The sequence below is a fragment of the Nonomuraea sp. NPDC050663 genome (assembly GCF_044456985.1).
In the GTDB taxonomy this organism is placed as follows: Bacteria; Actinomycetota; Actinomycetes; order Streptosporangiales; family Streptosporangiaceae; genus Nonomuraea.
In genome coordinates this window covers 690930-710261 of the sequence record NZ_JBITGL010000003.1, presented here as the reverse complement: position 1 = coordinate 710261, position 19332 = coordinate 690930, and the positions used below count along the sequence as shown (strand labels likewise).

General features: G+C 68.4%; 21 protein-coding genes and 2 pseudogenes. 8 read left to right on the top strand and 15 right to left on the bottom strand.

The annotated features are described in order from the left end of the window. The first annotated feature begins 137 nt into the window (after positions 1-137). Entirely contained in the window at positions 138-656 is a 519-nt protein-coding gene (locus ACIBH1_RS12150; RefSeq protein WP_397313726.1) for an AAA family ATPase, read from the top strand. Here the strand turns inward: ACIBH1_RS12150 and ACIBH1_RS12145 are convergent. Both ACIBH1_RS12145 and ACIBH1_RS12140 read right to left on the bottom strand, forming a co-directional pair. After that, positions 605-928 (bottom strand): hypothetical protein, encoded by a 324-nt coding sequence (locus ACIBH1_RS12145; RefSeq protein ID WP_397313936.1) that lies wholly within the window; start codon positions 926-928, stop codon positions 605-607. The genes ACIBH1_RS12150 and ACIBH1_RS12145 overlap by 52 nt on opposite strands. A gap of 128 nt (positions 929-1056) precedes the next feature. Then, positions 1057-1293: pseudogene (locus tag ACIBH1_RS12140) on the bottom strand (recombinase family protein); the annotation flags it as partial. Positions 1294-1533: 240 nt separating this feature from the next. Between ACIBH1_RS12140 and ACIBH1_RS12135 the strand changes: the two are divergent. From ACIBH1_RS12135 to ACIBH1_RS12120, 4 genes and pseudogenes are all read left to right on the top strand, one after another. Beyond that, on the top strand, positions 1534-2160 hold the full coding sequence (locus tag ACIBH1_RS12135; protein WP_397313725.1) for a hypothetical protein: 627 nt from the start codon (positions 1534-1536) through the stop codon (positions 2158-2160). Between the two features lie 433 nt (positions 2161-2593). Further along, the gene (locus tag ACIBH1_RS12130; protein WP_397313724.1) at positions 2594-2944 is read left to right on the top strand and encodes a hypothetical protein; all 351 of its coding nucleotides are present in this window, start codon (positions 2594-2596) and stop codon (positions 2942-2944) included. A gap of 170 nt (positions 2945-3114) precedes the next feature. After that, a complete protein-coding gene (locus ACIBH1_RS12125) occupies positions 3115-3339 on the top strand; it encodes a hypothetical protein (protein ID WP_397313723.1) in 225 nt (74 codons plus the stop codon). A gap of 107 nt (positions 3340-3446) precedes the next feature. Next, positions 3447-3521, top strand: a pseudogene (locus ACIBH1_RS12120) (hypothetical protein); the annotation flags it as partial. Positions 3522-3607: 86 nt separating this feature from the next. Here the strand turns inward: ACIBH1_RS12120 and ACIBH1_RS12115 are convergent. The 3 genes from ACIBH1_RS12115 to ACIBH1_RS12105 all read right to left on the bottom strand — a co-directional run bounded on the left by ACIBH1_RS12115 (position 3608) and on the right by ACIBH1_RS12105 (position 7377). Continuing rightward, the gene (locus ACIBH1_RS12115; RefSeq protein WP_397313722.1) at positions 3608-4513 is read right to left on the bottom strand and encodes a tyrosine-type recombinase/integrase; all 906 of its coding nucleotides are present in this window, start codon (positions 4511-4513) and stop codon (positions 3608-3610) included. 509 nt (positions 4514-5022) lie between these two features. Continuing rightward, positions 5023-6090: a hypothetical protein gene (locus ACIBH1_RS12110; protein ID WP_397313721.1), complete on the bottom strand. Its 1068-nt coding sequence runs from the start codon at positions 6088-6090 to the stop codon at positions 5023-5025. Between the two features lie 744 nt (positions 6091-6834). Beyond that, positions 6835-7377, bottom strand: a complete 543-nt coding sequence (locus tag ACIBH1_RS12105; RefSeq protein WP_397313720.1) for a dihydrofolate reductase family protein — start codon at positions 7375-7377, stop codon at positions 6835-6837. Positions 7378-7538: 161 nt separating this feature from the next. Here ACIBH1_RS12105 and ACIBH1_RS12100 point away from each other — a divergent pair, with 161 nt between their 5' ends. Further along, the gene (locus ACIBH1_RS12100; protein WP_397313719.1) at positions 7539-8423 is read left to right on the top strand and encodes a LysR substrate-binding domain-containing protein; all 885 of its coding nucleotides are present in this window, start codon (positions 7539-7541) and stop codon (positions 8421-8423) included. Here ACIBH1_RS12100 and ACIBH1_RS12095 read toward each other — a convergent pair. The 6 genes from ACIBH1_RS12095 to ACIBH1_RS12070 form a co-directional block, all read right to left on the bottom strand. After that, positions 8420-8665: a hypothetical protein gene (locus ACIBH1_RS12095; protein ID WP_397313718.1), complete on the bottom strand. Its 246-nt coding sequence runs from the start codon at positions 8663-8665 to the stop codon at positions 8420-8422. The two genes, ACIBH1_RS12100 and ACIBH1_RS12095, sit on opposite strands and share 4 nt — an antisense overlap. 715 nt (positions 8666-9380) lie before the next feature. Then, entirely contained in the window at positions 9381-10208 is an 828-nt protein-coding gene (locus ACIBH1_RS12090) for a DUF4240 domain-containing protein (RefSeq protein ID WP_397313717.1), read from the bottom strand. Between the two features lie 494 nt (positions 10209-10702). After that, positions 10703-11197: an RICIN domain-containing protein gene (locus tag ACIBH1_RS12085; RefSeq protein WP_397313716.1), complete on the bottom strand. Its 495-nt coding sequence runs from the start codon at positions 11195-11197 to the stop codon at positions 10703-10705. Between the two features lie 116 nt (positions 11198-11313). Next, on the bottom strand, positions 11314-11970 hold the full coding sequence (locus tag ACIBH1_RS12080) for a response regulator transcription factor (RefSeq protein WP_397313715.1): 657 nt from the start codon (positions 11968-11970) through the stop codon (positions 11314-11316). A 25-nt stretch (positions 11971-11995) separates the two neighbouring features. Next, the gene (locus ACIBH1_RS12075) at positions 11996-12925 is read right to left on the bottom strand and encodes a histidine kinase (protein ID WP_397313714.1); all 930 of its coding nucleotides are present in this window, start codon (positions 12923-12925) and stop codon (positions 11996-11998) included. A gap of 12 nt (positions 12926-12937) precedes the next feature. Continuing rightward, positions 12938-13645 carry a hypothetical protein gene (locus ACIBH1_RS12070; protein WP_397313713.1) on the bottom strand — a complete coding sequence of 236 codons (708 nt, stop codon included), beginning with the start codon at positions 13643-13645 and terminating at the stop codon, positions 12938-12940. 140 nt (positions 13646-13785) lie between these two features. On the opposite strand from ACIBH1_RS12070, the gene ACIBH1_RS12065 reads away from it, so the two are divergent. Further along, positions 13786-15003, top strand: coding sequence for a hypothetical protein (locus ACIBH1_RS12065; RefSeq protein ID WP_397313712.1), 1218 nt, complete (start codon positions 13786-13788; stop codon positions 15001-15003). A gap of 168 nt (positions 15004-15171) precedes the next feature. Here the strand turns inward: ACIBH1_RS12065 and ACIBH1_RS12060 are convergent, their stop codons facing one another. The 4 genes from ACIBH1_RS12060 to ACIBH1_RS12045 form a co-directional block, all read right to left on the bottom strand. Next, a complete protein-coding gene (locus ACIBH1_RS12060; protein WP_397313711.1) occupies positions 15172-15327 on the bottom strand; it encodes a hypothetical protein in 156 nt (51 codons plus the stop codon). Then, the gene (locus ACIBH1_RS12055; RefSeq protein ID WP_397313710.1) at positions 15324-16556 is read right to left on the bottom strand and encodes a hypothetical protein; all 1233 of its coding nucleotides are present in this window, start codon (positions 16554-16556) and stop codon (positions 15324-15326) included. Before ACIBH1_RS12055 ends, ACIBH1_RS12060 begins: the two co-directional genes overlap by 4 nt. A gap of 3 nt (positions 16557-16559) precedes the next feature. Continuing rightward, the gene (locus ACIBH1_RS12050; RefSeq protein WP_397313709.1) at positions 16560-16901 is read right to left on the bottom strand and encodes a response regulator transcription factor; all 342 of its coding nucleotides are present in this window, start codon (positions 16899-16901) and stop codon (positions 16560-16562) included. Between the two features lie 602 nt (positions 16902-17503). After that, positions 17504-17947: an Lrp/AsnC family transcriptional regulator gene (locus ACIBH1_RS12045; RefSeq protein WP_397313708.1), complete on the bottom strand. Its 444-nt coding sequence runs from the start codon at positions 17945-17947 to the stop codon at positions 17504-17506. Positions 17948-18209: 262 nt separating this feature from the next. Between ACIBH1_RS12045 and ACIBH1_RS12040 the strand changes: the two genes are divergently transcribed. After that, entirely contained in the window at positions 18210-19268 is a 1059-nt protein-coding gene (locus tag ACIBH1_RS12040) for a trans-sulfuration enzyme family protein (protein WP_397313707.1), read from the top strand. Positions 19269-19332 lie beyond the last annotated feature (64 nt).

Sequence of the window (19332 nt, the reverse complement as noted above, 5' to 3'; positions counted from 1 at the left end):
CGCTCCGACCCGGCCCCGCCCGCGGACGATCAGGGCGACGATCCTGACCCTCCCAGAACCGGGCACTTCGAAACCAAAGAACACAAACTGTTCAAGGAGTTCGCCGACGCCGTCCGCCGCGAACGCTACATCGGCCTGTGCTACGGCAGCCCGGAGTCGGGAAGTCCGAGTCCGCCAAGAAGTACACCCACTGGGACGCCCTCCAGCCGCATCTCAACGGCGGCGCAGGCAACACCCCGTCCGGCAACGAGCACCCCTCCCCCAACGCCCTGTCCGCCCGCGCCATCATCTACACCCCTGCCGTCGACGACACCCCCGCCCGTGTCGCCAAGGAACTCTCCTACCTGCACGACCGGCTCGACTGGAGCGTCGAGCTCATGCTCAACCCCACCCGCGGCCAGAACGACAACAACTTCACCGAGTTCGGACGATACGCCGAGCTGATCGTCGTCGACGAGGCAGAACGCCTCAAAACACGATCACTGGAACAGCTCCGCGACCACCACGACCGCACCGGCGTCGGCGTGATCCTCATCGGCAGGCCCGGCATAGAAAAACGCCAAACCCTGCGGCCAGTGGCGTTAGCGAGTCGTCCGGGCCCTCGTTACCGCCACTGGCGGGTCCGATGCGGGCGGCTGAGGATTACGGGCGGCTGAGGATTACGGGCGGCGTGGGCTGGGGTCGTGCTGGGCGAGGGCGGCGGCGCTGGTGAGGGGTGCTGGTCCTTCTTCTTGCCGTGGGTGATGACCAGGCGGGCGGCGATGTCGCGCAGGCTGAGGTTCTGGCCGCGTGGGTGCATGGCCTTGCCGCGGGCGCGGGCCGATTCGTGTCCTTCCAGGGTGCGGTCGCGGATGTACTCGCGTTCCATCCCCGACAGCGCGGCCAGCACGGTGAACACCACCCCGGACGGGTCGTGGCTACCTTGCAGTTCGCCCGACAGGAACTCCAGGCCGATGCCGGCGGCGCGCAGTTGCTCGGCCAGGGGGCCAGATCGAGGCCGCGGCCGAGCGGTTTATGCTCGTGCACCACGAGCGTGACCGCCACTCCCGCCGAGCGCAGCTCACGAGCCAGGGCGACGGCCCGCTCGATCTCGGGGCGGACGAGGGCGCGGGTGGAGATCTTCTCGGAGAAGACCCGGGTGACGCCGGCGGCCTGGAGGGTGTCGAGCTGGGCGTCGAAGGATTGGCGGATGGTGGAGGCGCGGGCGTAGCCGATCCGCACCCGCCCTGCGGGCCCGGGGCCGCCCGCGGCCGGGCGGGGCAGCTCGATCCAGAGCTGGAAGCGGTGTTTCATAGGTGGTCGCTTGTGAAACGTCTGCGGAGATCTCTCGCCGGCTCCACCGCCACGTCCCGCCACCTGCCGCTCATCAGCGCAAGCCGCCGGGCGTGATCTTCGATGTCATGTCGGCTCGTCCGGGGAGAATCCGCTCCGATCCTCCTCCGAGGCCGAACCGGTCATCTGAGTGACCCCCGTGCGCGAATCACCTGAGTCCGCGCGGGCGACTCATCGATCAGCGTCTACTGAGGAGATCAGATGCGACAACGATTGGGTGCTGTAGTCGTGCTACTGACTGCAGTGCTCGCAGGCTTGCTGGTCACAGCAGGCACCGCCCACGCCGCCGCGGCCGACCCTGTGTGCAGACCGGCGTTCACCAACACACCCGACATCGTGTGCGCCGTCCCTGCGGAATTCGACAACCGGCCGGTGGTGTCCATCGAATGGACGAAGGACAACGAGCCCCTTCCCCAGTTCGATGACATCCGGCAGATCCTGCTGAGTTGCGAACCAGGCCAGACGTTGGTGATCGGGTTGACGCTCAGCCTCGCCGACGACCTCATTCCCGCGGTGGGAGACACGCCGATCACGTGCCCCAGCCCACCGCCGGCGGTCACCGCGTTCAACTGTTCCGCGTACGGCACGGTCACCGCGCCCTTCCGCTGCGACCTGACCTGGAGCGGAGGCACCGGCCCCGAGCAGGTCACGGTCAGCACCAATGGCGGGCAGGGCCCGGTGACTGCCTACCCTGACCAGAACTACGCCCGTGTCACCGGTTCGTGCTTCCCGTACCAGATCACTTCGGTCACCGCCACTGTCACCGATGCCGCCGGCCGGCGCGCCAGCGCCACCCGGACCGGCTTCTGTCCGAGAGGAAACTTCTAGTACGGCGTTGCCGGCACTCACCCGGCTGCAACCAACCGGAACCGCCCGAGCCCGCCGATCCGGGCCGGGCGGTGCCGGCATCGGAAACCACGCCCGTCCAGGAACGCGGTCAGGACCGGCGCCAGGGTGGAGGTCTCGCCCCCGCACGGTCTTCACCGTCCGGTCCGACCGCCCATCAATAGATGATCGTGCTCGCTCTCGCTCGCCTGCGGATCGACGCCCAGGAGGCGCACACCTCTTTCCCGTTCTCAGATCATCGACTATCGCCGATTAACGATGAATGAGAAGGAGCCGTTGGGCCGGGCCGAGGTCGAGGAGTACGCGAGCTGGTTCAAGGCGCTCGCCGACGCCACCCGCATCCAGATCGTGTCGCTGCTTGCCCGGCGCCGGACGCCGATGACGGTCGGCGCAATCGTGCAAGCATCCGGGTCGGATGCTGTTCTCGTTCTTCGCCGCTATGGCCGAGACCGAACGCGAAGCCATCCGCGAAGCCACTCTGGAGGGCCTTGATGCCGCCGCACGCAAGGGCAACCAAGGTGGCCGTCGCCCGGTGATCACCAGCGACATGCTGCACACCGTGCTGCGCCGCAAAGCCGCCGGCGAGAAGGTGGAGGACAACCGCAAGGACCTGATCATCCCGACCGGTAAGAACAGAGGGCAGAACCCTTCGCTGGCCAGCGTCTACCGGGCCCTGGCCGAGCACGAGAAGACGAGCGCCTATCCCGAGGCTGTGGAGCAGGCGCACGTCGACTTCGCGGTGCTCAGGGAGATGCAGCCTCGCTGATCGGGCGGAGGTCGTGGCGGGCTGAGGCCTCGTCTCAGTTCTACTCAGAGATGGTTAACCTCGTAAAAGGCCGCTCGTTTGGGGCTGGTGACACGTCCGTTCACGGCACCCCATGTGGCGCGGCTGGCCTGGGCCAGGGCGAGGGTGGCGAAACTGGGCGCGCAGAAGACATGAGTCCCGCCGAAGGACGGAGTGCAACGGAGACGCTGGACGTCGCCCTCTGCTGGACCGGCGGCCGACTTGCGCAGGCGCGAGGTCGACCTGATGGTGCTCAATCAGGCATCGATACCTCCATCCCGACCTGGCGGCTGCAGCTTCACTCGTTCGGGGTGTTCGATGAGTTCCTGCGTGAGCTCATCGTCGAGGGCGTGCTCGAAGGGCCGGCATCTGCATGAGCTCACGGCCGTGTCGGTGGCTTGCCGCGAACGCTGGGCGCAGATGGAATCGAGATGGCCCGAGCGCTGTATGAGATGAAGGGGCAAGAAGGAAAGCGCAGGACACCGTCAAGCAGATCGCGGATCGGCATAGTGTTGGCCGCGCCACCATTTACCGGAATCTCGACGCCGAGCCGACGTAGGGGCCCAGCAGGAGCCCGTCTGGCCAGGCTGGCATGGTACGTGTGACCGGCATGTTGAGTGGTCATGGAGTGTGGCGTTGAGCGCGTCACAGGCCGACGTTGCGCATGGCGTTGTCGCGCCAGCGGTCGACGGCGCGGATGTAGCGCAGCACCACCGGCGAGGTGGGCGCCCAACGGCCGTGCTTGGCGATCACGGCCACCGGCACACCGGCGGCGTAAGCGACGGTGGCGCCGCCGGCGCGCAGGCTGTGGGCGGTGACCGTCTCGGCTGACGGGACGTCGGCGCGCAGGGCCAGGTCGCGCACGATGACGTTGACGGCGTCGGCTCCCAGGGAAGGGCCGAGGCCGCCGTGCCGGTTGACCCGTCGCAGCAGCCGCCCGTCAGTCAATGCAGCCTGGTCCAAGACGGCGAGCCAGTCGCGCCAGGCGGCGACCGGGTCGGTGAGCGGGTGGGTGCCACGCGGCAGAGCGATGGTCTCGCCGCGAGAGTCTTTGTCGGTCTTGGAGGTGCGAATCGACACCTCCAGACCGTCAGCGACTTCGCGCACGTCATCGCGATTCAGGGCGACGAGTTCGCTGCGGCGGCCCATCAGGGCCAGCCCGAGGACCAGCAGGAGCCGGTCGCGCGTCCCGATCACAGTGGTCAGGTCGCAGGCGGCGATCATGGCGCGCAGGGCGTCGATGGTGATCGGCGGGGCTTCCCGCTGGGCCCGATGGCCGCTTTCGGCGCGTTGGCGCTTGTAGGCGCGCAGCACCAGGCGAGCGGCCTCGGTGGCGGGCTGGCCGGTGTGTCCGGACAGGCGGTGCATGGTCCGCACCGCGGCCAGCGCCTGCTCGATGCTGGCGGGGGCCCGGCCGGCGGCGCACAGCTGGGCGACATATTCGGCCAGGCTCTCCCCGGTGGCGGGCAGGGCCTGCCGGTCCTGGGCGGTGCACCAGGCGACGAAGGCGCTCCATTGGCGGGCGTAGGCACGGCGGGTGTTGGCGGGCACGCCTTCGGCGATGAGACGCCGCGTCTCGGCGCTGAGCGCAAAGTCAGTATTCGTATGACCCGTTCCGTCTCCACCCGGAAGCCCCGCTGCAGGGGTGGTCGTGGGCAGGAAGCCGGGCGCTGGTGCGGCTGGTCGTAGCTCGGTTGCCTGTGGCTCGCGGGAACGCTGTGGCCACTCCCCCGTGGCCGGAGGTCGAACCCGCTCCCCCATGTCCGTTCCGTCCCTTCTCGGCGGATGGCGATCACGCCGATTCTAACCTGCGATAAGGAAGGTTATCACGGGTTAGCCAAGCAACACATTGCGTTTGCGATCGCACGAACCAGCAACGTTCGAACGAAGCGAACGCTAAGATCAGCCGTGTGAGAGATCAGCGCACTACCCCACCGCACGGCACAACCGACCGGGCTGGAATTGACGACAGATCGCGCGCGACCGTGCAGGCTGCCGATCCCGCACTCCCCTCCGCCCCCGGCGGAGAGCCATCAGCAGCAGCCTCACCAGCGGCCTCATCATCGGTGGAGCCGCGGTGCGCCGGCCCTGGGTGCGCACAGACCCTGCCCGGCCGCAGCAGCCGCGCCAAGTACTGCAGCGACGCCTGCCGAGCTGCCGCTTACCGGGCGCGCACCACCGCCCATGCCGCCCCGGTCGCCAACGCGCTGCTGCGCGTTGAGGATCTGCTGGCCCCGCTGCTGGCCGCAGGCGCCCATTGGCAGAGCACGCAGGATGCGCTCCGCGCCCAGCTGGCCGCACTGAGCACCGGTGCCCTCGCCCAGGTCGAGGCGGCCGAACAGGCCGCGGAAGAAGCACGCGCGGCGGCCGCGGCCGCCGAACAGGAAGCGATCGCCGCGGCCAACACAGCCGCCGCACGGATCGCCACCGCTGACCACACCCGGCAGCAGGCCGAGGCGGCCCGCGACCGCGCCGAAGAGCGCGAGCAGGAAGCCTGGCGCCAGGTCGGCGAGCACGAGGGCGCCCGCATTCAGGCCGAACGGGCCGCCGCTGAGGCCGAGTCCCGCCAACGTCACGCCGAGTCCGCGTGTGCCGCCGCCCAAGAACACAGCACCCAGCTGGCGACCCTGAACGCCACCGCCACCGCCCGCGTCGCCGAGCTGGAGCAGCAGGCCGAAGCACGTCTCCGTGAGCTTGCCGAGCTTGGAGGCAGGCTTGCCGAGCAGGAGAGCCAGATCCGCGAGGCCGAGCGCGAGCGGGAACAGGCGCGCGGCGCAGCGGCCGCCCACGCGCACGAAGCCGACCGGCTCCGTCAGGCTCTGGCCGCCGAACAACAGCGCCGCGAGCAGGCCGTCACCACCGTGGCGGTAGCCGAGCACGAGCGGGAACAGGCCCGCGGCGCAGCGGCCGCCCACGCGCACGAAGCCGACCAGCTTCGCCACGACCTGGCCGCCGAACAACAACGGCGCGAGCAGGCCATCACCGACGCGGCCGTTGCCGTTGCCGTTGCCGAGCAGGCCCGCACCGACGCCGAGCGTGCTGCGGCCCTTGCCGCGGCGGAGTCGGAGCGACTGCGTGACGACCTCGCCAAACTCACCGCGGCATTGACAGGTCACCAGCCCGATCACTCATGAGCCCACCTGCCCCGAACAGACAACAGGGGCCGATCCTGAAATCGAACATGTGCCAGCCCAGGCGGCTGGACCAAGACCTTCACTGCGCCGCGATCGTCGACTGTCTCACCTTCAACGCCGCCATCATCGACACCGGCACGCCGTTCCTACCGGCTCGCTCAGACCGAGGCCCAGCATGCCCTTCACGGCTGGCCACGCTCGGTTCGTCGTCCGGTGCGTGAGCATCGCCTGCCCTGCTCGACAGGCGCCATTTGATCATCAGTCATAATTTCAGCATGCCCGAGCATCCCTGTCCGGGCCATCGAATCGGGGGTCGAAGTGCAGCGGAACGAAACGTACGCTAAGCCCGTTTGCGCAGGTCAGCCGTGACAGCTGGACGGACACCTGAGCGTCTACCCCGTGACGGGGTTCGTCACCGGCTTCAACATGACCGTTGCCGGCAAACACAGCCACATGCAGACGGCGACCATGCCCGAAGCTGGGATCCCAACCTGTTCATCTGGATGGGCTGGGACGAACACGTTGTCGGCTTGCCGACGTCGAAGCGGGGTCCTGACCGACGGTTGGGGATGCCTGGTGGGCATCCGGTGCCGGGCCTGGAGGGATTGGTGCACCGGCTGTTCGGGCACACGCGGGACGCGGGGGCCGGAACCCGCTTAGGGTCGGGGCGGGCGGGGCTCGGACGAGTGACGAGGGGCTCGTGGCGGACCCGATAGCTCAGAGGACCTGCGACTCTGGCTAACGGAGGACTCGGTAGTGAAGATGAGCTTCACTCGCGAAGGCTGATGTATCGAGGCGCTCAAGCTCGATGTGCCGCCCAAGGCCTGCGAACAGCGAGATGCCATCGCCAAGTAGGACCGGCGCAACGTGCAGGTGGAGTTCGTCGACGAGACCGAGCTGCAGGCACTGTCGCGAGATGGTTCCTCCGAGCAGGCTGACCCAGCCGTCCCCGGCCGCTTGCGTGGCCAGCCTGACGGCCTCGGTGATGTCGTCGACGACGAAGTTGTACGTGGTGCCGTCGCGCTCGATCGGCTCATGAGCGCTGTGGGTCATCAGGTAGACCGGGACCTTCAGCATGCCGCCATACGGGATCTCGCCGTCCTCGATGGTCTGGGTCTTGTTCGCGCCGCCGACCACCGCGCCGATCCGGCTGATCACTGTCTGGACGACGGCGTCATCCTCGGGTGCGGAAGGTCGGCCGAACATCCAGTCGACGCCGCCGTCCTCGGTTGCAAGGAACCCGTCAAGAGTGATGGTCGCGTGGACGATCACGGTAGCCATAAGCCGTTCCAATCTACGAGAGGTGAGTCGATCGACTCGATTCGAGTACGAATAGCACTTTTCCGGATGGCCTCTAAGTCTGGTTGCGGATCCCCCTCAAAACAACGGCGAATCGGACAACATGCCTTAACCTGTCGCTTAACCACGAAGAGAGGTATGGCGTGGAGCTTCGGGACATCGAGATCTTTCTGGCGCTGGCCGAGGAGTTGCACTTTGGTAGGGCAGCCGAGCGACTGCATGTGACATCGGCGCGCGTCAGTCAGGCGATCAAGAAGCAGGAGCGCCGAATTGGCGCCGCCCTGTTCGAGCGCAACAACCGCAAGGTGGTGCTGACACCGATCGGGCAGCAACTCTTCAACGACCTCCGGCCGATGTACCGAGGGCTGCACAGGGGCATCGAACGGGCCGCTCAGGCCGCCCGCGGCAAGACCGACATCGTGCACCTGGGTATGCTCAGCTGGGACTACGAAGCTCTCCGTCCCCTCTTGGACGCCTTTGAGGACCGCTATCCCGCATCTGACGTGCGGATCCGTAGTCTTGAGTTCGGCGACCCGTTCGGCGCCCTGCGCAGCGGAGAGATCGACATTGCGGTGATCTGGCTCCCGGTCGAGGAACCCGACCTTACTGTCGGCCCCATCGTCGCCACCGAGCCCATCGTGCTCGCGCTCTCACCTGCCCATCCCCTGGCGAACAAGGAGTCGGTGTCCCTCGAAGACCTCGGAGACGTGACGGTCATGGGTGGTGCTCGCCCCGACTACTGGCGCGAGGCACTCGTTCCTGCCCGCACCCCCAGCGGACGGCCGATCCACGTTGGGCCGCAGGTCAGCAACACGCAGCAGATGATTCCCATCCTCGCCAGCGGCGAGGCGGTGTCGCCGCTCCAGGCTCAAGCCACCCGTTTCCTGGCGCGCCCCGACATCGCCACCGTCCCCATCCATGACGCCCCTGCCTGCCGCTGGGCGCTCGTCTGGCGCACCGCCGCCGAGACAAACCTCATCCGCGCCTTCGCCGCCACTGCTGAGGATCTCGGTCCCAGCACTCACTAGGTGTTCTGCCTGTGCGCGTACGCAGGGGGTCGGCGTTCGCGGCAGTCGCACACTCCTCTCACAAACGAGCGTTTTTGAGAATGTGACCACGGGTTCACCCGCGAGGCGCGTACATGATCACGGCGACGCCGGCCAGGCAAAGCCAGCGCGCCGATGACGTCCACCGGTCGGGCCCGAAACCCGTCGACGACCATGTCCCAGGCCAAGGAGCCGGCGACGAAGACGCCGCCGTAGGCGGCCACGATGCGGCCGAAGTTGTCGTCCGGCTGCAGGGCGGCAAACGGACCCGTACAGACCCAGCGTGATCACCCCGGCACGCCGCAGTCTTCGCGAACCCGTGCCAGACCAGCCACGCGCCGCCGATCGCGGCCAGGGCGAACAACAGCAGCGAGCGGGTGATCGTCATGTCCGGTAGATCCCGCCTTCAACCGTCACAGGTGACCTGCGAGAACAGGCTTGGCGTACGTTTTCGTTCCGCTACACCTCGACCCCCGAATCCACCGGCCTGCTTGCCTGACAGGCCTGTCAGAGCGTCAACAGGCTGACCTACCAAGACGCTCAACAGCCCAAGAAGGCGCGTTGATATCTGACTCTGATGGGACCAATGCTCATGCGTGATTAAGGCGCCCATGTGTGGCCCCTCACGCGACCTGACACAGACGAAGATCACCAAGTAGGGCCCAGAGCGACAGGAGAGTGGTCCATCTTCAACGCGAGAGATCACCGCCGGGCCGACAGCCGCCATTTCAGCCTGGATTCGACGCCATGAGTCGTCACGCAGCCACATGCGGATCGAGTTATGGGAGCCGGCCAACCCGCGGCGGAGTGTCCACCGAGGTCTCGGACACATTGGTCCAGATCCAGACGCAAGGCGCGTTCAGCCGGAGCCCGCCCTGACCTGGCTGAAGCCTTCGTCACCATAGGAGTGCTGATCGACGTGCCGAGGGCGGAGCAGCCCTATGGTTTGAGCGCTCTGGCCACCGGGCGCCCTCCTGCGCGAGGACGGCGGAATGACCAGGCGCGTGGGCCCTCGTCATATAGCCGCACCTGGTGTGGCCAGGGCGTGTAGCGGCGACCGTCCGTGGGCGTATCAGCCTTGGCGGGAAGTTCGGCGACGGCTTCGTCGGCGATGCCGTAGTGGCGGGCGAGTCGGGGAAGGCGACGCATGAGCTCCACCGAGTCGCTGAAGTCCCATTCTTCGCCGTTGGGCTGGGCGATGAAGCTGAGGAAAGGGAAGGCGCTGGTGATTCCCCGTGCCCGGAGGGCTTCGGCGGGATGTGCACGGTCGCTGCCCATGGCCTGCCGGTAGGCGCGGGTGGCGGCGTTGGAGAACCGTTCGAACCCGGGCCAGTCCTCGTCGGGCCAGCAGACCCGCCGCATCCGGGTCAGTCGGATGAGGCGGATGCCGCCGTCCTTGGACAGCGATACCTGCCGGCGGGTATAGGTGCGTGACAGCTCGAACAGCCGTTGGACTTCCGGGAGGTCAATGATGTGGTCGGGGCAGTCCATGACAGCGTCGAAGGCGTCGCGACCGAGGCTGATCAGCCAGTCGACGAAGTACTCGAATCCGTCGGAGGAACCCGAATTGGTGATCATCCAGCAGGCGGCGTACAGCTCCCAGGTGCAGGCGCGGTTGGCGCTGAGGGTGAACCACGCCTTGAAGTCGACGATCTCCTCAGCAGGCAGGCGGGAAAGCTGATCTTCGAGCCACGCGACGCGGTCCTCGCGATTGCTGCTCTCCTGGGCAGAGCGCTCGACCAAGTCCCAGAAGCCGTCCACGTCCATGATGTCTGATCTTGGCATTCGGCAGGTCGGCTGCCTAGTCATCGCGCACCGACACGACGTTCTTCCCATGCGCGTCAACCCGGTGTGACGCGGCCGAGATCCAGGTACGGTGCGCCCAGTCCTGATCGGGTCCGAAGCCGGTGACAAACCGGATCCCGGCGGTGGGATGCAGGCAGGGCGAAGGTCCTGCACCCCAGCTCGCCGCGCTGAACTTCCGCCGCCGCACGAACCAGACCGCGGACGCCATATCCACAATCCGTACGTGCTGAACGAACCCGCTGATGTGCGCCGCCTCATCAAGCTAGGCAGCCAGGGGAAGATGTCGCGGGCACGAGGGATCTCCTCCACGATGGTCACCGGAGAACCAGTCCGCTCGTGTAGGCGTAGGCGAGGCGGGCGATGGTGCCGGTGTAGAGGCAGCCGTACAAGTAGCCGCGGGCCGCCTCGGCCGCCGGGTCGCGCCGATACCGCATGACGGGACCAGTTACCGGTGTTCAGGACAGGTGCCAGCTCTGGTTCTCTCCGCCCCAGCAGCGCGCCTGGACGATCCTGGTGCCGTCCTCCTGGCCAGCCCAGGCCACGTCGAGGCACTTGCCACTGTGCTTGGCGACGACGCGGTAGGTGCCGTCGGCGTTCTTCTTGAACGACCAGCGCTGGTGGTCACCGTAGTTGCAGGTGGCCTGGATCACCGAGGCCGCATCCTTGCTGCTGCCGCCGAACACCGTCAGGCACTTGCCGCTGTGCTTGGCGACGATCAGGTAACCGCTGTGGAGCTTCCTGGGCTGCCAGAGCTGGCTCTTGACCCCGTTCAGGCACTGCCACTGGTGGGTGCGGGCGCCGCTGTGCCCGGCGCCGCCCTCGACGTCCAGGCACTTACCGCTGTGTGTGGCGCTGAACTGGTAGTAGTCGGCCGCGGCGTGAGCGGCACCGCCGCCGGTGAGGACCAGGGTCGCGACCGTCGCGCCGAGCAGGCCGTTGCGGAGCTTCATCATCATGTCCTTGTTCCGAGGTAAATGCCTGCTCAGAAGCTAGAACGCGCCCCGGCACGCCACATCAGAGCTAGCACCGACCTTGGCCCGGGCCGACCCCGTGCCACCACGTCAGCTCAGCCGGTGCCCGCCGAGCGGAGGAAGGCCAGGGCAGCCAGGACACGACGGTGGGAGGCGGTGTCGTCGCTCAACCCGAGCTTGGCGAAGACCTGGGCGACGTGCGCCTCGACGGTGCGCTCGGTAATGGTCAGCCGGGCCGCGACGCCCTTGTTCGACAAGCCCTCCGCGATCAAGCCAAGCACCTGCCGTTCGCGCTCGGTCAGCCGCTCCAGCGGATCCTGCACCCTGCGGCGTGCCATGATCCTGGCCACAATCGTCGGGTCGATCACGGTCTCGCCGTCAGCCAGCCGGCGCAACGCGTCGACCAGCACAGCCGGGTCGAAGACGCGTTCCTTCAGCAGGTAGCCGACCCGCTCGGGGTAGTCCTGCAGCAGTCGCAGCGCGTAGCCGGGTTCGACGTACTGGGACAGGACGAGCACGCCTACCGTGGGATGGGCGGCTCTGATCCGCTCGGCCGCGACCAGGCCCTCGTCGGTGTGGGTGGGCGGCATCTTGATGTCGACCACCGCCAGGTCGGGCTGCTCGGCGTTGACGAGCGCCAGCAGCGCGTCGCCGTTGTCGGCCTGCCCCGCCACGGTCCACCCGGCGCGGCTCAGTAGGTGGCAGATGCCCTCCCGAGTGAGCAGGGAATCGTCGGCCACCACGACACGCATGGGGTCCAACGTAGTTGGTTGGAGGTCACCGGCCAAGCCGAATTTCCAGCCCTTCCGCGGTAGGCTCCAGCCGCCCGCCCAGTGCCCCCACCCGATCGGACAGGTGAGCGGGGACGGCCGGGATCCGGCCTTGGATCCGCAGGGCGAACAGGTCGCCGTCCAGCGTCACCGAGACGCCCAGCGGCCCCGTCGCCGATTCGCAGGCCCACGCGGCAAGCAGGTAGACCGCCTGTTCCGTGGCCGGTGCGAACCGCTCCTGCACGACCTCGGAGATCTCAACCGGTACGGGCGCCTGGTCCGCCAGCGACCACAGCGCCGGGCCGAGCCCTGCCTCGTGCAGGATGGCGGGGAAGATGCCGTGCGCCAGCTCGCGCAGCTCCCGCATCGCCGTGGTGATCTCCTGTAGAGCGTGCGTCACGGCGGTATCGTCCGGGGTGCCGGCCGAGCTCAGCCGCAGGTCGTAGGTGAGGGCGAGCAGGTGTTGCTGCGCGCCGTCGTGGAGGTCGCGCTCGATCCGCCTGCGTGCCTCGTCACCGGCCTCGACCACCCGTTTGCGCGACAGGCGCAGGTCCGCCACCTGGGCCAGAACCTCCGCGCGCAGCCGTTCGTTCTCGATCGCCAGACGGGCGGCGGCGCCGATGCGTGCCGTCAGCTCTTTTCCACCCGGATCGTGGCAAACCACCGCGACAGGGGCGCCGTCCCGAACGACTGAGGTGGCCACTTGGTCAGGACGCGGCTCGGCGCTCACCGAGGCGCCCGCGGAGTCGACGTAACGGCCCGAGACCGGCAGCCAGTAGGCGACGGTCAGTGCGGGGTCTCCGGTCATCCTGCGCAGCGCCGCCTCCAACGCGCCCGGCGGGGGTGCGGTGCCCAGCTCATGTGCCAGGCGCATCACGGCGCGGCGGCGCAACCATGCTTGGGCCAGCGACCAGCCGATCGCGCCGGATACCAGCATCAGTGCGCCCGACTACACGAAGAAGGCCGCCTGATGGAGCGGGGCGCCAGCGCTCTGCGGCGGCCCCGCCAGCCGTACCCCTTCGGCAACCGCCCACGCGGCCAGCGCCACTGCGCACCACAGCGGAACCACCCCTCCTGTACGGCGGGCAACGGGGCTCATCCGTGCGACGGCGACGGCGGCCAGCCCGGCGGCCGCTAGCCCGAACACGACCGCGAAGGCCGCCAGCGCCAGATCGAGCGCCGCAGCGGCGTGCGGCCACGGGTGCAACAGCAGCGGGTTCTCGCGTGAACAGGTCCGCCAGCAGTACAGATCCAGGAATGGATCGTAGATCAGGGTCCGCGCGACGACGAGGACGGCGGTCACCGCGTAGCCGGCGAGCACGGCACGTCCGCGCAGCGCCACCTGCGCGATCGCGGGAAGGACGAACGCGGACGCCGCCGCACCCAGGATCCTGACCAGCGGCAGCCCTTCAAACCAGCCCGCCCAGATCTGGGCCAGCCACGCCAAGCCCGCGACGATCGCGGCCACTCCCGCCGAGCCGCTCCGGAGCATCGTGCCGGAGGCCAGTAGCCCCCCTCCCGCCGCGAAGGCGGCGACCGTGGCCACCTGCGACTGCGCTGCATAGGTCGTGTGCGAGCCGTGCAGGTCGGCGAACACGACGATAGTCGCGCCCGCGTACACGAACGCCACGATCGGGAGCACGAACCCAGCTCGCACCCGCCGATTGTCACACCACCGACGCCCGGCCACCATCGTGCCAGCACGGTGATAAGCCCCGGCCACGCTGGGGGCTGGCGGCGATGCGCGCCGGCACCCGCACCCGTACGGTCATCGGTAGGAGAAGGGGAAGGGCCGGCATGAAGATCAGAGCAGCGGCGTTCGGCCTGATCATCGCGCTCGCCGGGTGCGCAGCGCCGCAGGGTGAGTTGGACAAGGCCGGGGCGGGGACGAGCGTCAGGACGCTGACGATCGGCACCGATGACGTACCGGGACGTCCGGCCGCCGACGCCGTCGAGGAGTTCGCCCGGCAGGTCAGCACGAGGACCGATGGCCGCCTGCGCATCGAGCCGCGTTGGAAGGCGGCAGGAGAGATCGCCGACGACTGGGACCAGCAGGTCGCGCGCCAGGTCATCGATGGCCGGTTGGACATGGGGGTCATCCCCGCGCGAGCCTGGGACACCGAGGGCGTCACCAGCCTGCGCGCGCTGAACGCCCCATTCCTGATCACCACTGAGGAACACCTGCGCCGCGTCCTGTCCGGCGGCCTTCCTCGGCGCATGATGAAGGGCCTGGACGGTGTCGGGCTCACCGGGCTGGCGTTGCTCCCAGAAGGCATGCGGCGGCCGTTCGGTTACCATCGGCCGCTGCTGTCGCCGGAAGACTACGCCGGCGACAGCACGGCCGCGGACAAGGCACTGGCCGACAAGTCCCTACGAGGGATGGAATCCGCTTACTGGCTCGCCGCCGATCACGGGTGGATGGTTGCGTCGGGCAACGTCACCTTCTTCCCCAAGGTGAACTCGCTGGTGATCGGAGACGATGTGCTGGAAGGGCTGCCCGGCGAACAGCGCACAGCGCTGATGGAGGCGGCCGCCGCCGTCTCCGCCTGGTCGCTGGGACGACTTCCTGACGAGGCGAAGGAGGCCGAGCGGTTCTGTGCCAAAGGCGGCAGCGTGCAGCTGGCCACTGACTCCGATCTGCGGGCCCTGGAGCGAGCTGCGCTACCTGTCTATGCCGACCTGGGGCGAGATGCCGAGACCAGGGAGCTTATCGGCCTGATCCGGCATCTGGGATCGGGCCTGCCCATCGCGTCGCGGACAACTGCCTGCGGGGTCACTCGGACGCCGAAGACCGGCTCGCCGGGTCAAACGCCGGACGCCTTCCCCGAAGGCGTCTACCGGGTCGAGATCTCCGAGGAGGAATTCCTCAGGGCGGGCGCCAAGGCGCACGACGCACGGATGCACGGCGGGGTCAACACGCTGATCGTCGAGCGCGGCTCCTGGGAGTGGCGCCTGCCGAGCGGGGAGCGCACCTGCGGCGGGCCGCGCCCGTCACGAACGGCAGGATCAAACTGAAGCTCGACGCCGCCTGCGGTCCCACGGATTGGTGGATCTTCAGTGCGGCCTGGCGCCTGGACGGAACCGCCCTGCATTTCCTCGACTACGAGCAGGGCGACGGAAAACTGCTGCGGAGGACCCGTTCGGCTGGACGCTGTGGACCTCCCGCCCTTTCGAGAAGATCGGCTAGGGGGAAGGGAACTCGGCCATCAGACGCGTGCCCAGGCCAGGCTCCGAGGTGATGGTGAGCCAGCCGCCGAACGTCTCGACGCGATCGGCCAGGCCACGCAGGCCGCTGCCCGCAGAGGGGTCCGCGCCTCCCACACCGTCGTCGGTGATCACGACCCGCCAGCCCAGGCCGTACGGCCCAGCCTCGATCGCCGCAGCCGAGGCACGGCCGTGTTTGGCCACGTTGGCCAGCGCCTCGGCGCACACATAGTAGACGGCGGCCTCCAGTCCGCGGGCTGCCGATCGCCGTCGACCCGTAACCGAACTGGCACAGTGGACCGGTCGGCCAGCACCGCCAGCGCGGGGGCCAGGCCCGCCGACAGGTCGCGCGGGTGCAGCCCGCGCGCGAGATCAGAGAGCTCCTCGACGGCCTGCCTCAGATGAGGAGAGCAAGGCGTCACCGCGAGCAGGGACTCCAGGCGGCGGATCGGCCCTTCGTGCATACGCTCCCGCAGGCGGCGGCGCTCATCGTCGGCGGTCACCAGCAGCCGGCGCCGCGAGGCCGCCAATTCGGCCAGATTCTCCTGGAGGGCGGCCTGGAGTGCGGCGTTGGCCGCGGTGAGCCGTATGGCGGCGCCCACGGCCGCCACGAGGGCCGGGTCGGTCAGCACCGAACGATCGTGGACGATGACCGCGAGCGGGCCGTCCTCCTGCGCGACGAAGGTGGCGACCTCGCCGTCCACCGGAGCGCCGGCCTGGTCCAGGTAACGCCCGTCGCGCCAGTAGCCCACACGCAGGCCGGGGTCGCCGAGCGTGGCGGCCAGCGCCGCACGGATGGTCCCTGCCCCTTGCTGACTGAGCTCGACAACCAGGTCGGTGACCGCCTCGTCGTGCCTGCGCCGTGCCGTACTGGCCAGGGCCACGGCCAGGCCGGCCACCACGACCTGGTATGCCTGGTTGACGGCACTGGCCACCTCGCCCGCGGGGAAAGCCAGACGGCTGACCGCGGCGGCGTACACGACAGCCGCAAAGGCGGCGGTGGCCCATGCGGCGACCTGCTCGCGCCGCCCGCCGCCGGCCCGGAAGCGCAGCGCGAGGAGCACGGTCACCAGCGCCACGTTCAGCACCGGGCTTACCCAGTCAGACGGGAGGACAGCGGCGAGATAGCCGGCCGCGATCACCACCCGCATCGCCATGGACGCTGGTCTCCACCCGGGGAAGGCGATGAGGAGATGCGTCAGCGGTCCACGGTGCCAGGACGCCAGCGGGGCTCCGAGATCGCCGGCGAACCAGGCCAGGCCCGCCGCGACCGCCAGGATGGCCGTGCCGCGGCCCACGGGCCACATGACCAGACCGGAGCTGATCAGGACCGGGCCGACTACGAGATTCAGCGTGCTGCCCACGGCTCAGTCCAGCAGGGCGCGTATGGCCGCACCGGAGAGCCGGTGTTTGGGGAGGAAGCCACGCGTCGTCGCCTCCGGCAGGCGCGGGCCGAACGTGACAGCCTCCCGGCTGGAGATCAGGACCACATCGGGCGGCTGCGCGGTACCGGCCAGCGCGCAGGCGACGGCGAAGCCGTCCGCGTCAGGTAGGTGGATGTCGAGCAGAACCACACCGGGACGTACCCGGGCGACCTCGTCAAGGGCCTCCTCAGCGGTCGCTGCCTCCCCGACCACGTCGAAACCATCGGCCTCGAGCAGCGCACGCGCCGACGACCGGAAGCCTGCGTGATCGTCGACGATCAGCACCCTGCGGGTCACCTCCCGATCGTGACACGCCGCACCCGATCAGGCATCCGTGCCAGCACCACGTCTCAGAAGCGCCACAAGTCCTGTCGCTCCGGTGATCGTGTCGGCGTCGCCGAACTCGGCGATCGTGGCGCGTGCGGCCTGATCGCGGTCGCCGAGCTCGGTCAGGGGTGGTGCTCGTAGGTCTCGGCCAGGCCGTCGGCGAGCTCGTCCACGGTCTCTGGCGCCGGACAGAGCTGCGGTTGAGCCACCCAAAAGCAGCGGGGCAGCCTGACGCTCTACACATGATCGTCAAAGTAACTGCAGGCCATGCTGGTCGCCTGGACCGGTCGATGTCCCGACCTGCCAGCTTCGGCCGCCCTTGCACCTAACAAAGCACCACGAGGAAGGGTTCGCATAGCGATCGTCTTCCTGACACCTCGACGCGCCGGGAGTGGCGCCTTCGTATCGCTTCATGGGTACCGCTGCTACCGACCGCCATGTCAGGGTTGACGGGCATGGCCAGTGAGCACGACGGCCCGGCGTGATCAACCGAGGCGAAGATCCACGAGCGTGGTACGCCGGCCGCTCCGATCTTCTCCGCTGGCCGATCCCGGCCGTTCTCAGGTGATCTCGTGCGGAAGGGTCTTCATGGTGACGTAGCTGCTGACGGTGCCGACGTTGGGCAGCTCGGCGAGCCGGTGGGCGTGGAAGTGCTCGTAGGCGGGCAGGTCGGCGACGTCGACTTGGAGCAGGTAGTCGTAGTTGCCGGTGACGTGGTGGGTGTAGACGACTTCGGGTAGCCGGATGATCGCGCGTTCGAAGGCGGCAACGTCGGTGCGGGTGTGCCGGATCAGCCGGATCGCGGCGAACACCCGCAGACCGCGGCCAATCGCGGTGGGGTCGATAAGCGCCCGGTATCCGCGAATCACGCCGGCTTCCTCCAGGCGGCGGACACGGCGCAAGCAGGGCGACGGTGACAGTCCGACCCGGGCGGCGAGCTCGTTGTTGCTGATCCGCCCGTGGTGTTCGAGCACGGCCAGAATCGCGCGGTCCACATTGTCCATGCCAGCAATAATATTGCTCACTGATCCTTGCTAGCACAACTGGATGGCGTCACAGAGCGCAATTTGCTGCCATATGTTGCTCCGGCTCGGTTGGGTCAGTCGGTCCATCGGTAATCCTGGAGGTGTAGGCCGCAGTCCACGGAAGGGGCAGCTATGCCTGGCGAGAGCACCATCGCCGTGCACGCCGATCGCGACGTCCACCCCAGTCTTTCCGTGTCGCCGCCGATCTTTCAGACGGCGACGTTCTCAGCCGAGGATGGGGGTGTTCGCCCAAGCCGCCGTCGAAGCGCGCGGCAAAGACTTCTACACCCGGTTCGGCAACCCGAACCACGTGCAAGCCGCCGCCGTCATCGCCGAGCTGGAGGGGGCTCAGGCGGCCATGGTCACGGCGTCCGGGATGGCCGCGATCACCACCGCCGTGCTGGCCCTGGTCTCGGCTGGCGACCACGTCATCGGGCAGAAGTCCACCTACGGCGGGACAGCCTCCCTGCTGCAGAACCTACTGCCGCGGCTGGGGGTGTCGAGCACTCTGGTCGACCAGAGCGACCCTGGGGCGTTCGCCGAAGCACTGAGGGATGAGACCCGTCTGATCCTGGTGGAGACACCGTCCAACCCGCTGCTGCAGATCACCGACCTGCGGGCCGTCGCCGACCTGGCCCGCGACCACGGCGCGCTGACCATGGCCGACAACACCTTCGCCACCCCGCTGAACCAGCGGCCCCTGAACTTCGGTATCGACCTGGTCATGCACAGCGCCACCAAATACCTCAACGGTCACTCCGACGTTTCCGCCGGAGCGCTGGCCGGCCCGGCGCAGCTCTTGGACTGCGTCTGGGAGACCGGGCTGCTCACCGGCGCCACGCTCGGCCCGATCGACGCCTGGCTGCTGCTGCGCGGTATGCGCACGCTGCCGCTGCGGATACCGCGTCACAACGCCAACGGCCTCGCCCTGGCACAGGCCCTGGCCGAGCATCCAGCGGTGGCCAAGGTGCATTACCCCGGCCTGGCGTCACACCCGCAGTACAAGCTGGCCTGCGAGCAGATGAGCGGGTTCGGCGGAGTGCTTGGTGTGGAGTTCACCGGCGGCTACGAGATGGCTGATGCCTTCCTCGGCCGGCTGCGCTACCCGCGCCGCTCAGCCAGCCTCGGCGGTGTGGAGTCGCTGGCGGTCCATCCGGCGTCGATGTGGCGCGGCATGCTCAGCCAGGAGCAGATCGCCGCAGCACTACCCCTGGGCCTGGTCCGGCTGGCCATCGGCATCGAGGACACCGCCGACCTGGTCGCCGACCTGATCGCCGCAGCCGATGCGGTGCTCGCTTAGGCAGCGTTCCGGCCACACCATCCATGATCATGAACTGCTGACGTGTACGTGAAGGAGCTGTCCC

Bases quoted from the DNA above. Each gene is read 5' to 3' on its own strand.
- ACIBH1_RS12135 (WP_397313725.1), top strand. From the start codon at position 1,534: ATGCGACAACGATTGGGTGCTGTAGTCGTGCTACTGACTGCAGTGCTC.
- ACIBH1_RS12045 (WP_397313708.1), bottom strand. From the start codon at position 17,947: ATGGACAATGTGGACCGCGCGATTCTGGCCGTGCTCGAACACCACGGG.
- ACIBH1_RS12080 (WP_397313715.1), bottom strand. From the start codon at position 11,970: ATGCGTGTCGTGGTGGCCGACGATTCCCTGCTCACTCGGGAGGGCATC.
- ACIBH1_RS12130 (WP_397313724.1), top strand. From the start codon at position 2,594: ATGCTGTTCTCGTTCTTCGCCGCTATGGCCGAGACCGAACGCGAAGCC.
- ACIBH1_RS12065 (WP_397313712.1), top strand. From the start codon at position 13,786: ATGAAGATCAGAGCAGCGGCGTTCGGCCTGATCATCGCGCTCGCCGGG.
- ACIBH1_RS12085 (WP_397313716.1), bottom strand. From the start codon at position 11,197: ATGAAGCTCCGCAACGGCCTGCTCGGCGCGACGGTCGCGACCCTGGTC.
- ACIBH1_RS12075 (WP_397313714.1), bottom strand. From the start codon at position 12,925: ATGCTGGTATCCGGCGCGATCGGCTGGTCGCTGGCCCAAGCATGGTTG.
- ACIBH1_RS12090 (WP_397313717.1), bottom strand. From the start codon at position 10,208: ATGGACGTGGACGGCTTCTGGGACTTGGTCGAGCGCTCTGCCCAGGAG.
- ACIBH1_RS12125 (WP_397313723.1), top strand. From the start codon at position 3,115: ATGAGTCCCGCCGAAGGACGGAGTGCAACGGAGACGCTGGACGTCGCC.
- ACIBH1_RS12105 (WP_397313720.1), bottom strand. From the start codon at position 7,377: ATGGCTACCGTGATCGTCCACGCGACCATCACTCTTGACGGGTTCCTT.